We start from the raw sequence: 14,684 nt of genomic DNA, 5'->3' as shown, positions 1-14,684 counted from the left end.
ATGTCGACTTTAACCAGCTTTCAGAATCAAGTAAAACCTAACTGGTGCCCTGGCTGCGGTGATTATGCCGTGCAAATGGCTTTGCAGCAGGCAGCAGTAAAATTAAATCTGGAGCCGCATCAACTGGCACTGGTCTCCGGCATTGGCTGCAGCGGCCGTATCGGCGGTTATCTGTATGCCTACGGCATGCATACGACCCACGGACGCGCCCTGCCTTTTGCCCAGGGCGTCAAGCTGGCGAACCCTGAGCTGACCGTTATCGCCTGCGGCGGCGACGGCGACGGTTTTGCTATCGGCACAGCCCACACGATCCATGCGATGCGCCGCAACGTCAATATCACCTATATCCTGATGGATAACCATGTTTACGGTCTGACCAAAGGCCAGACCTCGCCCCGCAGTGATATAGGGTTTAAGACCAAAACCACGCCGACCGGCAATATCGAAACGCCGATCGCGGCTTTGGAACTGGCTTTAGCCTCCGGGGCAACTTTTGTAGCGCAGGGATTTTCGGCTCAGCTGCCGCAGCTGGTCGATCTGATCGTCGCGGCCGTTCAGCACGAAGGCTTCTCCTTCGTCAACGTTTTCAGCCCCTGCGTGACCTTCAACCACACTAATACTTATGAGTGGTTCCGTGAGCATTTGAGCGACGTCAAAGATATTGCCGGTTACGATCCGCATGACAAAGGGCTTGTAGCCAAGCACATCATGGAAAAAGAGGGCATGCTGACAGGGCTGCTGTACGAAAACGACCGTGCTTCTTATGAGCAGGCCAGTGGTCTGGCAAATTTCAACACGATCAAAAATGTAGAAAAAATGCCCAAGGCCAACTTTGAAGAACTGCTGGAAGGCTTTAAGTAAAGACAAAGTGAGCATAAAAAATACCACCCTTGCAAGGGTGGTATTTTTGTTTATTAGCCTTATTTTAAAACATGTTCAAAAACAGAGTAATGATAAACGCATTGATAAAATCAATGAACAGGCTGCCTACCAGCGGCACGATAAAATAGGCTTTGGGAGCAGGCCCGTAACGGGCGACAATGGCATTCATATTAGCCATGGCATTCGGCGTCGCACCCATGCCAAAACCGCAGCCGGCAGCAGTGATCACAGCCGCTTCATAATCCCGTCCCATGAGATTGAAAATAACGAACCGGGCAAACAAAGCCATCATTGCTGTCTGCGCCAGTAGCATCACAATCAGCGGCAAAGCCAGCTCGCTGAGCTGCCACAATTTCAGGCCCATCAAAGACATGGACAGGAATATCGACAGGGACACACTGCCCATAACGTCGATTTCTTTAGAAAAAACCTCATAACGTCCTGTCAGGTCGGAAAGATTGCGGATCACCGCAGCCGCCAGCATGGCCCCGATATAGGACGGAAAGGTGATGCCAAAAGAAGTTATCAGTCCTGTGATCCAGGAACCGATACCCATGGCCACCAGCAGCTGACCGATGCCGAAAAGAAAATATTCTTTATCGACGGCGTAAGCCTCTTTGCCAACAACAGGAGTTTTGTGCACAGGCTCCTGCACACATTCAAAGCAGAAAAGGTTATCTTTATCGATCAGATAACGGGCAATCGGCCCGCCGATAACGCTGCCCATAACAAGCCCGAAGGTTGCCGCAGCTATAGCTACGGTAGCCGCTCCCTGTGCGCCCATCTGTTCAAGCAGCGGCCCGAAAGAGCCTGCAGTGCCATGTCCGCCGACCATCGGGATCGAACCTGTCGCCATTCCGATCAGCGGCCCCAGTTTAAAGACCGAGGCCAGGCCGATACCGACCAGATTCTGCAAAATGATCAGTACGGCGCAGATCGCAACCAGTTTCAAAACGCTGAGGCCGCCCTCTTTCAGCATGCGTAAGCTGGCGGTATAGCCGATACTGGTAAAAAACATGGTCATAAAAAAGCCCTGCAGCGAAGTATCCATTGTCAGCTGCCAAAAACCACCTGTCGTCATAACCAGATTCAGCAGGGAGAACAGGACGCCGCCGATAACCGGAGCAGGGATACAATACTGGTCAAAAATATTGAACCTGCGTTTTAAACGCAGGCCAATATAGTAAACGACTACTGCCACAGCAGTCATTTGATACATATCCAGGTCAATATTCATCAGGTATCACGATCCTTAAAAAGATTGTTCCACCCTTTCTTCCATCATAAAAGGTCAATGTAATCGCAGGCTGCCAAAGCAGCTTCCGTACCATCTGCGGCAGCCGTTGTCAGCTGGCGCACCTTTTTCACGCGTCCGTCCCCGGCTGCAAAAATACCGGGACAGGAGGTAGCGCAGTTTTCATCTGTTTTGATATAACCGTAGGCATCTAATTCCACTAAAGCGGCAAAAGCTTTGTTATCCGGAACATGCCCGATGGCAATAAAGACCGCTTCAACAGCCAGAGTCTGCTCGGCGCCGCGGACCTTATTGCGGATATTCAGCGATTCCAGCCGTTCGCTGCCGTTGATAGCAGTTACTTCACTGTCCAGAATAAAAGTAACATTTTTCTGTTCCTGCAGCTTTTCCAGCAGCCGTTTTTCGCCGCTGAAATCAGTGCTGCGGTGGATAAGATAAACATTTTTACTGGTAAAGCTCAGTACCAGCGCATCATCGAGCGCCGTATTGCCACCGCCGACAACAGCCACGTTTTTATCTTTAAAAAAGGCGCCGTCGCAGGTAGCGCAGTAGGAAACGCCGGAACCAATAAATTTGTCTTCATTTTCCAAACCCAGCGGACGTACACGGGCGCCGGTCGCCAGGATCACGGCTTTAGCCAGCAGCTCGCCGCCATATTCGGTCTGGACGCCTTTATGGTCGCCATAATCCTGCAAACCCGTAACTTTATCATAAACGATTTCCGCACCCATTTTGATAGCCTGATTATAAAGGGCTTCGGCAAACTCAAAGCCGGCAATGGATTCAAAGCCTGGAAAATTCTCTACGTGCGAGGCGTTGATGATCTGACCGCCCTGCAGATACTGCTCGACCAGCTTGACGGATTTACCGGCACGCGCCGCATAAACTGCCGCCGTCAGTCCCGCAGTACCTGCGCCGACGATCAAAACATCAGTCATGGTTTTTTTCTCAGTCATAATTTCACCGCTTCCCAGCCGTAATTATTTCAGCATTGCCAAAATCGCCGGCTTCGGCTGCACGCCGACAGAACGCTTCACTTCCTCGCCACCCGCAAACACGACCAGTGTCGGAATAGTTTCAACTTTATACCTGGCTGCCAGATCCTGATTAGCATCCACATCGATCTTGCAGACTTTCACATCAGTCAGTTCACTGCCAAGCTGATCAATAACAGGTCCCAGCATACGGCAGGGGCCGCACCAGGACGCCCAAAAATCGACCAGGACTTTGTCTTCCGCCTGCAGAACTTCTTTTTCAAAGGTTTCATTAGTAACATGTACAACTGCCATAATAATCGCTCCTTTTATCAATATATTTTATCTATATTTTAATTTTACCTATTCATGATTATAATTGCAACAAATAATAATTACATTATCATTGCTAAAAGCTCCATAAATTTATTCCACGATTAGCCGAAAAACTAAAAGCACTTTACCTGTATATACTCTGGTAAAGTGCTTTTATGATCATTTATGATAGATCTTATATTGTTTTTTACCGTTTCTTTTAGCTTCGTACAAGGCTGCATCACTCTGCCTGATCAGCAGGTCGATATCTGTAAGGACATCGCTGACAGCAATACCGACACTGGCAGACAGCACAGAAAATTTATCATTAGAAACTATCGACTGCTGCAAACCATTTAAAAATGTTTCTGCCATCGCAGCCAGTTCCGCATCTGTTTTCTCGCCTAAAACTACCACTAAAAACTCATCGCCGCCGATACGGGCAAGAAAATCGCCGCTGAACGTCTGCTTCAACAGTTTGGCAACCATCACCAAAGCCGTGTCTCCAACCTGATGACCATATTCGTCATTGATCTTTTTAAAATTATCAAGATCGATATAAAAAAGATTGACGTGCCTGGACATGATTTTATTCCGCGTCATATACTCATAAAAATAACGGCGGTTATACAGGTCTGTCAGCTGATCAGTATTAGCGCTGTAAATAATCTTCTTTTCCAGATGACGCTCGACTGTTACGTCGCGGCACATACACAGCATACCTACGGCCGTACCAAAAACATCAAAAATCGGCTTTTCGTAAATTTCCAAATTCTTTTCACGCTTACCCACAATAATTTTGGTATCAGCATAACCTTTGGCATTTATTTCGCTCATATGCGCTAAATTCTGGCGTTTCCACTGCTGATATTCCTGTCCGATCAAAGCTTCCTTCTCCGTCGCAAAATACTGCGCACAGACATCATTGACATTGATGATTTTACCAGCCTCATTAGTCAGAAGCACTGCAAAAGGCAGATTACGCAGAATCACTTCCAGTTCCGCGCCCATATTTTCCAGATCGGTAACGTCATGCGCAATACCAACAGTGCCGATCAGCTGCTCATTATCGTCAAAGATCGGAGATTTATAGGTCTTAAACTGCCGCATCCCGTGCTTTGTTTTAACTTTTTCATCAAAGATACAGGTTTTCTTTTCCTGCAAAACGATCTCTTCTGATTCCAGACAAATATATTCGCCCTGCTCGTATTCTTCCTTCTTCATATCCCAGATATAATAGTGGCCGCGGCCTTCAATATCCTCTTTGGTCTTGCCCACGGCCCGGCAAAAGCTGTCATTGACCTTTAAATGAGCACCGCGAATATCCTTGAACCAGATCAAACTGGGAATACTGTTAATAGCCGTCTCAATATAGCCCTGTGCTAAATTACGGTCTTTAGTGATTTTGATCTGTTCAAAAAGCTTTCTTAGTTTAAACGTCACAAAAGACTTACTATAAGGTTTGATCCAAATATCTGCCAAAGCCTGACTATAAATTTCATCATGACCATTTAAAGTGTCGGCAGCCGTACAAAATATCACTACTGCATCTTTTTTAGAATTTTTGACAACATCTGCCAAAACAGCTTCCGGCAGCTCACAAATAATGACATCAGCAGTTTTTACGGCGTCGTCAGCCGCCTGCTTGAAAAACAGCTCGTGTTCAAAACCGGTCAACGGTTCGATGGCGCTGGCAGCGTCATATATGCAATTATCCTTACTTAAAATCAATACCTGTAATTTGTAATGATACACAATTTCACATCCAAGTTTTTCATTTCCCCATAAATTATTATACAAACATATTATTATAATTTTAACAGCTGTTTTATTTGCATTATATCAAATTATATGTTATTAATTCTTTTTTGTCTACGTCTTAGGCAACATCCGCTTTTCTATGTTATACTATTTTCAAGAAAAAACAGAGGTCAGCTATGTCAGATATCAATACGCTTTTAGAAACCGCAATATCACAAGCCCTACCCACTGACTGGCAACAGCATCCCGACGCACATTTTCCGTCGCTGGCGCTGATCATCAGCAATATCCTGCTGCCTAACTGCTGTAAAATGTCCAACTTGAATAAGCTGGCAGCTTTTATAGAACAAGCTGATGTTTTAAAACAGCTGCCCGCCGCCAGCAAAAACAAATTGACCCATGCAGTTTATGATACTTTGGCACGCTTTAACGGTCTTGGCTAAAAATACAACCACCTTCAACAGATGGGTGGTTGTATTTTTATTTATTGTATTTCAAAAAACAGACTGCAGCTGCAGATCCAGCTTAGGCGCTTTTACCCTTACTGTAATCGTTTCATTCACCAACTGGCTGATCTGGATATCGCAGGCAGCGCTCAGCAGCCTGTAGGCATCAGCGAAATCCAGACCTTTTTTCAGCATTAAAAATTCTACCATATCATTTACTGCCGTTTTTATGGCTTCATTGATATCATTTTTACTGGCCAGAGTATACACAGCTTCCGCCGTTTCAAGCATCGGCCGCTGCAGCTTTTGTTTTTTGATGACATCCACCTTTAAACAGACCCTGCCCGCTGTTTCAATACCGGTCCCGCTCAATTCACCATCACCCATACAGGCATGCAGGTCGCCCAAAGCCATATTGGCGCCGCTGACAAATACCGGTAAATATACTCTTGAACCCACCTTAACAAGTTTAGTATCCATGTTAGAACCATGGTCTCCGGGAACAGCGCAATGCACACTGCCTTCGACCGGAGCAACGCCCAGCACCCCGATCATTGGTGTTAAAGGAAGTTTTATTCTTTCGTTGAATTCGGCAAAGCCATTTTTAATGGGAATTATTTTGGTGTGGGCTTTCATTATTTTTTCACCCAGCACACCCAGGCCGGGTGAAGTTACCATCACGCCTTGTTCTGCCAGCTGAATCGCCAGCACTTCGACACAGAGAACATCTCCCGGTTCAGCGCCATTGACAGCGATAGGCCCCACAGAACAGTCCATAATGCTGATATCAATATCAGGTCTTAAAACTTTTTCCGTTTTGATCTGGCCACTGTAACAATCGTCAGTTTCAACCCAAAATGTTTCACCGGCCTCTACAAAATATACCGGCGCATTGGCCTTACTGAAATCAAAAACGACTTGATCTTTTGCAAAAACCTTCATTTTACTTCGCTCCTTACCAGGCTGCCGGCAGCATTCCAAATAATCCTAAAACAGCATACACAGCCGCGCCGCAGAATAAAATGATCATCAACCACTGTACCCAGGCAGCTGCGATCCAGCCGCATTGCCAGGAAGGTTCCAGATCGCCTGTTTTTCTTGCCGAACGCAGCATTAACACAGGCAGTACCGACATAATAACGCCGCCGAACGTACCCGCCAGATAAATAGCGTCGACAAAGCTCACCAAGCCGCTGTAGGCTAAAACAAACGGCGGAATGACCACACATGCCAGTACAAACAGCCTGGTCTTCACATCATCTTCCGATTTAAAATTAAACTTGTCGACAATATTTGTTAAAAAACTACCGGCTACAGCCCAATAGGACGTCATCATCGCTGCCAGCGCAAATAAATTGGCTGTAAAAAATGCCCATTCGCCCAGCGCCCTGCCCCAGGCAATAGTTGCTACCTGCGTTACATTCTCAGGCCCGGTCAAAGAAAGCACTGCCAACGGTACAAGCGCCAATAAAACCATCGTCAAAGACATTCCTGTAACAATCGCCGGCGCCAGCTTCTGCTGATCGTGGGCTAAGCCACGCGCCAGTTCCGGCACCGCATACTGCGCGATATAGCAAAAGATAGCAACGTTAAATACCGGTATCGCATAAGTCCAGTTTGTGAAAATAGCATTGGAAAAATCAGAGTTCTCTGATAGAAAGGACGCTACTATAATTACAGCCAGCAGCGCCATCATGCCAAAGCTGATGACTTTCTCGGCTACGCCTGTGGCTTTCAGGCCAAACCAGACTACGATAACAGCAGGAACCGAAAAAAGTAAGCTGCCGATCTGGGTAGATAGACCAAACATTTCACTTAAGATCCTGCCGCTGCCATTAGTATAAGCGATCAGACAGCCGATCGTATTGGCCGCCACCGAGATGAAAACAAGCCAGGCTCCCAATTCACCTACATATTTTTTTGCAAGGCCGGGCAGCTGCATAACTTTCCTGGTCCTTAATGTGGTTTCAGCCACATACAGCATTGACGCTGTCGTAAAAAAGCCTGCTATGATCAGCCACAGCATCAATACCGGCCAGCCGGCCTTTCTGGCTGAATAGGCCAGTCCTAAAATGCCCGACCCGATATTAGCGCCGACAATGATCATGGCCGCTTCCCAAAAGGTCAATTTGTGAACCTTGAGCGCACCTTCAACAATATTATTTTCTGATTTCATCATTTTCGCCCCCTCAAACTTACCCAATTTATATTTTAATTGTATTATAATCCTTCGATTTTTCAACTATTTCTTCATAAAAAGCAACTCGAAGTTTTTTCTTATTCGTTTTCTGATAAGTTTATTACACAGGAACATTGTACTGGCATAAAAAATAATACCGATTTGCTCACGTGCATAAAAAAAGAACCTTCGAGAAAAATCTCAAAGGTTCCGTTTTTTTGATAGTGGCGGAGTGGGTGGGATTCGAACCCACGCACGAGTCACCCCGTCTAACGATTTAGCAATTGGTGCAACATCAATTTATACTTTTTAAATACTACATTCAATCCATTCTGTACACTAATTACAATACTTTATTCTTTTTATAATCACTTTTCTTATGTCTTTTTTTACTATTGTCCACCTAAAACTTTACTCATTTTAACCTCTATTCTAATAATTATTAGAATAATTTTGAGCTTATTCTTCACAGTATATTTATAATATCATCACATAGAGGGTATTTTCATATCCCTCTTATTTTTTGTCTTCTTCCGTGTCCGCAACATGTGCAAATTTTGCACATGTTGCGGACAATTCACCGTCAGCGTAAATATTTTTCAGATGTTTTGTCACAACGCTTCTCTCTACATCAAAAAGCTGTCCAATCGCTTATTGTACAATGTTATACTGTGATATTCAAATTATAATGATATAACGCTTGTACCAGGTGATTGGCTGGCTATAGTACAGCCATAACTAAAGCGCCATTGCTTACCGCGCTCTCCATCATGCCTTTTAAGCATTAGCATCACAGACATTTTAAGTATTAGACATAAGTGTTTGTAATTTTCTATAATTGAGCTAAGAAAACCACAAAGGAGGCACCCTATGAAACGACGCGATTTTATCAAGCTCAGCGGTATGAGCATAGCTTCTTTAGCACTCAGCGGCTGCGTACCCAGCCAGGCCAATACTAATACCGGCGCTGCTGCCCCGCCCCCGGCTGCCGCACCGGCGCCAAACATTCCAGAACTAGCCTATCGGGTGCAGGACGCCAACGCCCCGGCCGTTTATTTTCTTCCACAGGTTTCACAAGATGCGCTAGTCAAAGCCTACACAGCCACCGGCCGCCAGCTCACCGGCAAGGTAGGCCTTAAGCTTTCCTTTGAAACTCCCGACGGCCCTTATCTTAATCCGCAGCTGCTGCAAAAGCTGCGCGACCAGCTTGACGGCACCTTTATGGACTGCAACGGCTTTTCCGCCCCCCGCAATACCACTGCTGGTCATTTACGGCTAGCGCGTGACCACGGCTTTACGGCAGTTGGCCCCGTAGATATTTTAGATGCCGATGGTGATCTGGATCTGCCGGTACACGGCGGCAAATACCTAAAAGTCCACCGTACCGGAGCTCATTTTGCTAACTATGATTCTATGCTTTCTTTGGTACGCTTTAAAGCGCATCACATTCGCGATTACGGCGGCACTATCAAAAATCTAACCATCTGCCTTGCCTCCACCTCCGGCAAAGCGCTTATTCACAGCGCTGGTCGTGAAGAATACGGCTACAGCCCATCAGATATGGAAAGTTTTTTGGAATCCATGGCCGACGCAGCCAAAGCGGCTCTGGACGCTAAGCCTGACCGCTGGATCTTTATCAACGTACTTTGCGGCTTTGCCCCCAGCGACAGCTGCCGCGATGCCAAGCCGCTGCCGGATATCGGCGTGCTGGCTTCGCTGGACCCAGTGGCGCTGGATCAGGCTGCCGTGGACTTCACCTTCGGCGCAGCTCCCTCCCCGGCAGTACGCGAAGTATGGGAGCGCGATCACAACGTGCGCGTATTGCAATACGCGGAAGAACGCGGCGTAGGCCGCAGACATTACAGGCTTTTGCCTGTCGATTAAGGAGGAAAATTTTATTATGCAACAAGAAATGATGAAAGCCGCCGTTTTAGCAGGCCCTGAGCAAATTGAAATTAAAACCGTCCCCGTTCCCGCTCTTGAGCCGGGCATGATTGAAATTAAAGTATCCGCCTGCGGCGTTTGCGGCAGCGATATTCACATGTGGAAAACAGGCAAAGGCTGGGGCGATCCCCAAGGCGCAGACTTTTATATGGGCCACGAATTTTGCGGCGTCGTTACCAATCCCGGCGACAGTAATTTCAAAACCGGCGACCGCGTAGTTTTCTGGGCCAATCTATACTGCGGCCAATGCGATATGTGTCAGGCAGGACAGGAGCAATTATGCCGCGATGTTAACGGCACCAACTATATCGGCTTTGTCTGCAACGGCGCTTACGCTGAAAAATATGTGGGCAAAGCTACCAACGCCTACAAACTTCCAGATTCCGTTTCCGATATTGCAGCAGGCTTAATTGACCCGCTGATGGTAGCCTATCACGCTATTCACCAAGCGCAGCTAAAGCTGCATGACAGAGTTTTAGTCGTAGGCAGCGGCATTATCGGCCAGCTCATCGGCAGTCTGGCAAAACGGGCAGGTGCGTCTTATGTAGCTATGTCCAAGGTTAACGACAGAAAAATTGCCAAGGCGAAGGAAATAGGCGATTTCGACGAATATTTTGACGGCAACGACCCTGACCGCGCTGAAAATATGAAGGCAGCTACCAACGGCGGCTTCGACATTGCTTTTGAAGTCGTAGGTGCAGCCGATACGCTGAAAACCTGTATGGATGGCATTAAGCCAGGCGGCAGAATCGTTATGATCGGCAATTCTATCGAACCAGAGGTTTCCTTCTCTCTGAACCGCGCCGTACTGCAGGAAATGCAGCTGATAGGAAGCGTATCCTGCACACGCAAGGAATTTGAAGAAACCATCGACCTGATTGCAAGCGGCATAATCGACCCGGAAAAATTTGTGACGAGCGTTCTGCCCTTAGACCAGCTACAGCACGCCTTTGAACGGCTCACATCCAAAACCGATCAGGTTCTGAAAATTGTTATCAAGCCGTAAGAAAGAAAAATGAAAATCAAAGGATGATCCAATATGTTAAGCAAAAAACTACTCGCAGCAATTTTACTGGGAAGCATTTGCACCATAGGCGTTCTCCCCGCTGCCAACGCCGCCGCACAAGAGCAGTCTGACATTACCGTAAAAAAGGTAAGCTTCAAAAACAATCAAACAAAAATGGCCGGCAATTTATATTTACCCGCTGATTTTGATAAATATAAAAAATATGCCGCTATCAGCGTTGCCCACCCCTGGGGCGGCGTAAAGGAGCAAACAGCTGGCATTTACGCCCGCAAATTAGCGGAAAAAGGTTTTATCGCTCTCGCCTACGACGCTTCTCATTACGGTGAAAGCGGCGGTGAGCCCCGCTATTATGAAAATCCCTCGGAAAGGGTAGAGGATATCCGCAGCGTCATAGATTATTTAAGTACCCACGCTAATGTGGACACGGAAAAAATCGGCGCACTGGGCATTTGCGCAGGCGGCGGCTATACCATTGCTGCCGCTGAGCTGGACCCGCGCATTAAGGCTGTCGCCGGAGTTTCCACCTACGATGTAGGCTCTGCGGCCCGCGAAGGCTTGAAGGACGTTTGGCCTACTACGCCCCAGCAGCTCCAAGCCACGCTAAAGGATTTGGCCCAGCAGCGCACACGTGAAGCCAGGGGCGAGCTCCCGCGCATAATCAAGCTGCTGCCCACCTCCGCTCCGCCTGCCGATGCGCCTCAGTTCGTGCGCAACGCCTACGATTATTACAATACGCCCCGCGGCCAGCATCCCAACGCCACCGGTAATTTCTATTACACCTCCACGCTGCGCCAGCTGGAATTTTACCCCTTCGCTCAAATTGAGTTGCTGTCCCCGCGCCCGCTGCTTTTAATTGCCGGACGCAAGGCTCAAACCCTCTATTTCAGCCAAGAGGCTTATGACTTAGCCAAAGAGCCTAAGGAGCTGTACCTTATCGACGGCGCGACCCACTTCGACCTTTACGACAAGGACGAATTCATTACCCCTGCCGTAGACCGTTTAGCGCAATTTTTTAAGGATAATTTAGGAGTACATTAAGATGAAGAAAATATTACTTGCGTTTGTATGTGCCGCCTGCGCAGCAACAGTAGCAAGCATGGCTCTGTACGCTTCTTCCCCAGCCGCAGAGCCTGCGCCCCTGACGCAAACGCAGCAAACGGCAGCAATAACAACTAACGCTGCCGTCCTTGTTAACGGCCGACAAATCCCCATCCTTTGGGAAGCAACTCCCTTAGCTAAGGAGCTGCAAAGCCGTTTCCCGCTGCGCGTCAACATGGTAGGCTACGATCAGCGAGAATATTACGGCCCTCTTTCCTGGCATCCTGCCGACCCGGGACGCGGCAGACTGAATTTTGACGACGGTGATATCACCTACTGTCCGCGCAATAATACGCTGGCGATTTTTTATTCCCAATCCTCCCAGCCCAACCTGACCATGGAGGTCATCAAGGTCGGCAGCGTTCCGTCCGAGCAGTTGCCCCTTTTCCATCAGCTGGGCGGCAGCATTGAAGCTGTATTTACCATGCAGCAATAATCCCTGGAAGTGTTAACCCATGTCAATAAAATTTCTGCAGACGACGGCTCTTTTGCGTGCGCCTGCAGCTTTTCATACTGCCAATAGCGAGCGCTTATTCAGCGGCCGCGACCTGCGGCAGCTAGTCATTCCACTGGTGCTGGAGCTATTCCTAACACTTTTAGTAGGCATGATCGATTCCGTCATGGTAGCAGGCGTTGGCGAAGCCGCCGTTTCTGCCATTTCCTTAGTAGACACAGTAATGCAGCTAATAATCTATCTCTGTGCCGCTCTCGGCACCGGCGGCGCTATTGTTGCAGGCCAATATCTAGGCAGCGGCGACAGAAAGCAGGCCTGCGCCAGCGCCCGGCAGCTGCTGCTTTTCGCCGCTCTTTTTTCTCTGGCAGCAACAGCCGCTTTACTAGCCAGCAAAGCCCTGCTGCTGGATTATTTCTTTGCCCAAATCACGCCGCAGGTCAAAGACTATGCCGACATTTATTTAACCATCACCGCCTTGTCTGTGCCAGCCATCGCCGTTTATGAAGCAGCGGCCGCTGTTTTTCGCGCTGCAGGCAACGCGAAGGTCACTATGTACAGCGCTCTTTTGATGAATGCCGTTAACATTGCTGGCAACGCTCTTTTCATTTACAATCTGCACATGAATACGGACGGCGCGGCTCTTGCTACGGTTCTAGCCCGCCTGTCTGCCGCCGTTATGCTTTTATACCTGCTGACTAATAAGCAAGGACTGCTGTACGTAAGCTTCCATGACAAATGGCATTTGCAAAAGGATATGCTCCGCAAAATTTTATCCGTCAGCATTCCCAACGGCGTGGAAAACGGTATGTTCCAGCTAGGTAAAATTTTAACCCTCGGCTTAGTCTCCGTCTTCGGCACTCCTGCTATCGCTGCTAATGCCGCAACCTCCCATCTTGCGTCCATTCAGGTCATTCCAGGCCTGGCCATCTCCCTGGCCATTACTACCGTAGTCGCCCGCTGCGCAGGCAAGCGTGATTATGCGCAGGCCAAATATTACAACCGTCTGCTACTCTTTGCCACCTACGGCGCTCTGTTCCTTATGGGCTGGGGCATCTATTTGGCTCTGCCTCTTATCCTACCTCTATACCACTTCTCGCCCCAGTCCGCCGGTATGGCACAGCAAATGCTTTTAATCCATACGATAGGAGCCGTACTGATTTGGCCGCTGGCCTTCGACCTTCCCGCCTCCATGCGGGCCGCAGGCGACGTAAGATTTCCTATGGTGGTTTCCGTAATCTCCATGTGGTCGCTGCGCATCGGTGTTGCCTGGCTATTGACAGAGTACACCAATATTGGCGCTGCAGGAGTGTGGCTGGCTATGCTGGGAGACTGGTTGCTGCGCGCCGCTGTCTTCGCCTATCGCTGGCGCAGCAATGTTTGGCAAAGCAAGCGACTTATTTAAGATTTACAAGCCGCAGCCTGCGCGCTATAATTTTCTTAACAAGCATAACGGAGGTCACGACTATGAACCTGCGCATTTTAAATTACTTTCTGACCGTCGCCCAAGAGCAAAATATTACACGCGCCGCCGCTATCCTGCACATCACCCAGCCCACGCTGAGCCGCCAGCTGATACAACTGGAGAAGGATTTAGGCGTAGCGCTCTTTGAACACAGCCAGCACAAACTAACGCTGACGCCTGCCGGCGACCTTTTAGTGCACCGCGCCAAAGAAATTTTATATTTGGTGGAAAAAACAGAAAACGACCTGCGGGATCAGGAAACTAATCTAAGCGGCAGCATCAGTCTGGGTGCAGGCGAGCTCATGGCTGTGCAAACACTGGCTAATATCGTCCATGCCTTTCAGGAAAAATATCCTGCCGTCACCTTTGACCTGTTTACCAGCACGGCGGACATTATGCGCGAACGAATGGAAAACGGCCTAGCCGACGCCGCGCTGATGTTAGCTCCTATCGATATGGTCAACTATGATTTTATCTGCCTGCCGCAAGCGGAGGAATTCGGCATTTTGATGAGCGCCGATTCCCCCCTGGCAAATAAGCAGCGCATTACAGCTAAAGACCTAGAGGGCAAACCCCTGCTGCTCCCCAGCCGTTTGCAAGTGCGCAGCCAAACGCTTAACTGGCTCAGCGGTAGTATTGCCAACATAAAATTTATCGGCACCTGTAATCTGCGCGGCAACGCAGCTACCTTAGTCGACAGTTCCCATTGCTACGCTATTGTAGTTCGTTCCCCCATGCTGGAAGAAAGCAGGCTGCGTTTTGTTCCTTTAGACCCTCCCGTTACCAGCGAAGTATTTTTCGTTTGGCGGCGCGGCAGCAAATTCAGTTTAACGACGCAAAAATTTATCGAGTTCACGCAATGCTTTTTAGGCATGAAGTAGCCGCTC

The 14,684-nt window shown here is 48.3% G+C and carries 14 protein-coding genes; 8 read left to right on the top strand and 6 right to left on the bottom strand.

Features of this window, described 5'->3' with window-relative positions:
- Nucleotides 1-861, top strand: a complete 861-nt coding sequence (locus tag Q4G98_RS04430; RefSeq protein ID WP_298566000.1) for a 2-oxoacid:ferredoxin oxidoreductase subunit beta — start codon at nt 1-3, stop codon at nt 859-861.
- Nucleotides 862-925: 64 nt separating this feature from the next.
- Here the strand turns inward: Q4G98_RS04430 and gltS are convergent, their stop codons facing one another.
- The 4 genes from gltS to Q4G98_RS04410 form a co-directional block, all read right to left on the bottom strand.
- Nucleotides 926-2,119, bottom strand: coding sequence for a sodium/glutamate symporter (gene gltS / locus Q4G98_RS04425; protein ID WP_298565998.1), 1,194 nt, complete (start codon nt 2,117-2,119; stop codon nt 926-928).
- 44 nt (nt 2,120-2,163) lie between these two features.
- Nucleotides 2,164-3,093, bottom strand: a complete 930-nt coding sequence (locus Q4G98_RS04420) for an NAD(P)/FAD-dependent oxidoreductase (RefSeq protein WP_298565996.1) — start codon at nt 3,091-3,093, stop codon at nt 2,164-2,166.
- Between the two features lie 24 nt (nt 3,094-3,117).
- Nucleotides 3,118-3,426 (bottom strand): thioredoxin, encoded by a 309-nt coding sequence (gene trxA / locus Q4G98_RS04415; RefSeq protein ID WP_298565994.1) that lies wholly within the window; start codon nt 3,424-3,426, stop codon nt 3,118-3,120.
- A gap of 180 nt (nt 3,427-3,606) precedes the next feature.
- Nucleotides 3,607-5,181, bottom strand: a complete 1,575-nt coding sequence (locus tag Q4G98_RS04410; RefSeq protein ID WP_298565992.1) for a sensor domain-containing diguanylate cyclase — start codon at nt 5,179-5,181, stop codon at nt 3,607-3,609.
- 182 nt (nt 5,182-5,363) lie between these two features.
- Between Q4G98_RS04410 and Q4G98_RS04405 the strand changes: the two genes are divergently transcribed.
- Nucleotides 5,364-5,630 (top strand): hypothetical protein, encoded by a 267-nt coding sequence (locus Q4G98_RS04405; RefSeq protein ID WP_177560946.1) that lies wholly within the window; start codon nt 5,364-5,366, stop codon nt 5,628-5,630.
- Nucleotides 5,631-5,681: 51 nt separating this feature from the next.
- Here Q4G98_RS04405 and Q4G98_RS04400 read toward each other — a convergent pair whose 3' ends face one another.
- Complete coding sequence (locus Q4G98_RS04400) at nt 5,682-6,575, bottom strand: acetamidase/formamidase family protein (RefSeq protein WP_177560947.1); 894 nt, start codon at nt 6,573-6,575, stop codon at nt 5,682-5,684.
- Nucleotides 6,576-6,588: 13 nt separating this feature from the next.
- Nucleotides 6,589-7,812 carry an aromatic amino acid transport family protein gene (locus Q4G98_RS04395; RefSeq protein ID WP_177560948.1) on the bottom strand — a complete coding sequence of 408 codons (1,224 nt, stop codon included), beginning with the start codon at nt 7,810-7,812 and terminating at the stop codon, nt 6,589-6,591.
- Between the two features lie 870 nt (nt 7,813-8,682).
- On the opposite strand from Q4G98_RS04395, the gene Q4G98_RS04390 reads away from it, so the two are divergent.
- The 6 genes from Q4G98_RS04390 to Q4G98_RS04365 all read left to right on the top strand — a co-directional run bounded on the left by Q4G98_RS04390 (nt 8,683) and on the right by Q4G98_RS04365 (nt 14,678).
- Nucleotides 8,683-9,696 (top strand): DUF362 domain-containing protein, encoded by a 1,014-nt coding sequence (locus Q4G98_RS04390; RefSeq protein WP_177560313.1) that lies wholly within the window; start codon nt 8,683-8,685, stop codon nt 9,694-9,696.
- 16 nt (nt 9,697-9,712) lie between these two features.
- A complete protein-coding gene (locus Q4G98_RS04385; RefSeq protein WP_177560315.1) occupies nt 9,713-10,762 on the top strand; it encodes a zinc-binding dehydrogenase in 1,050 nt (349 codons plus the stop codon).
- A 33-nt stretch (nt 10,763-10,795) separates the two neighbouring features.
- Nucleotides 10,796-11,821 carry an alpha/beta hydrolase gene (locus tag Q4G98_RS04380; protein ID WP_177560317.1) on the top strand — a complete coding sequence of 342 codons (1,026 nt, stop codon included), beginning with the start codon at nt 10,796-10,798 and terminating at the stop codon, nt 11,819-11,821.
- 1 nt (nt 11,822) lies between these two features.
- On the top strand, nt 11,823-12,317 hold the full coding sequence (locus Q4G98_RS04375) for a cyclophilin-like fold protein (RefSeq protein WP_298565986.1): 495 nt from the start codon (nt 11,823-11,825) through the stop codon (nt 12,315-12,317).
- Nucleotides 12,318-12,336: 19 nt separating this feature from the next.
- A complete protein-coding gene (locus Q4G98_RS04370) occupies nt 12,337-13,737 on the top strand; it encodes an MATE family efflux transporter (RefSeq protein ID WP_298565984.1) in 1,401 nt (466 codons plus the stop codon).
- Between the two features lie 62 nt (nt 13,738-13,799).
- Complete coding sequence (locus Q4G98_RS04365) at nt 13,800-14,678, top strand: LysR family transcriptional regulator (RefSeq protein WP_177560321.1); 879 nt, start codon at nt 13,800-13,802, stop codon at nt 14,676-14,678.
- Nucleotides 14,679-14,684: the final 6 nt, after the last annotated feature.

It is taken from the genome of uncultured Phascolarctobacterium sp., assembly GCF_958349595.1.
Lineage (GTDB): Bacteria > Bacillota > Negativicutes > Acidaminococcales > Acidaminococcaceae > Phascolarctobacterium.
The sequence above is the reverse complement of the archived record's forward strand: the minus strand, read 5'-3'. Positions and strand labels throughout refer to the sequence as shown.

Coding starts and splice junctions, on each gene's coding strand:
- Q4G98_RS04430 (WP_298566000.1), top strand. CDS start 1: ATGTCGACTTTAACCAGCTTTCAGAATCAAGTAAAACCTAACTGGTGC.
- gltS (WP_298565998.1), bottom strand. CDS start 2,119: ATGAATATTGACCTGGATATGTATCAAATGACTGCTGTGGCAGTAGTC.
- Q4G98_RS04420 (WP_298565996.1), bottom strand. CDS start 3,093: ATGACTGAGAAAAAAACCATGACTGATGTTTTGATCGTCGGCGCAGGT.
- trxA (WP_298565994.1), bottom strand. CDS start 3,426: ATGGCAGTTGTACATGTTACTAATGAAACCTTTGAAAAAGAAGTTCTG.
- Q4G98_RS04405 (WP_177560946.1), top strand. CDS start 5,364: ATGTCAGATATCAATACGCTTTTAGAAACCGCAATATCACAAGCCCTA.
- Q4G98_RS04400 (WP_177560947.1), bottom strand. CDS start 6,575: ATGAAGGTTTTTGCAAAAGATCAAGTCGTTTTTGATTTCAGTAAGGCC.
- Q4G98_RS04395 (WP_177560948.1), bottom strand. CDS start 7,812: ATGATGAAATCAGAAAATAATATTGTTGAAGGTGCGCTCAAGGTTCAC.
- Q4G98_RS04390 (WP_177560313.1), top strand. CDS start 8,683: ATGAAACGACGCGATTTTATCAAGCTCAGCGGTATGAGCATAGCTTCT.
- Q4G98_RS04385 (WP_177560315.1), top strand. CDS start 9,713: ATGCAACAAGAAATGATGAAAGCCGCCGTTTTAGCAGGCCCTGAGCAA.
- Q4G98_RS04380 (WP_177560317.1), top strand. CDS start 10,796: ATGTTAAGCAAAAAACTACTCGCAGCAATTTTACTGGGAAGCATTTGC.
- Q4G98_RS04375 (WP_298565986.1), top strand. CDS start 11,823: ATGAAGAAAATATTACTTGCGTTTGTATGTGCCGCCTGCGCAGCAACA.
- Q4G98_RS04370 (WP_298565984.1), top strand. CDS start 12,337: ATGTCAATAAAATTTCTGCAGACGACGGCTCTTTTGCGTGCGCCTGCA.
- Q4G98_RS04365 (WP_177560321.1), top strand. CDS start 13,800: ATGAACCTGCGCATTTTAAATTACTTTCTGACCGTCGCCCAAGAGCAA.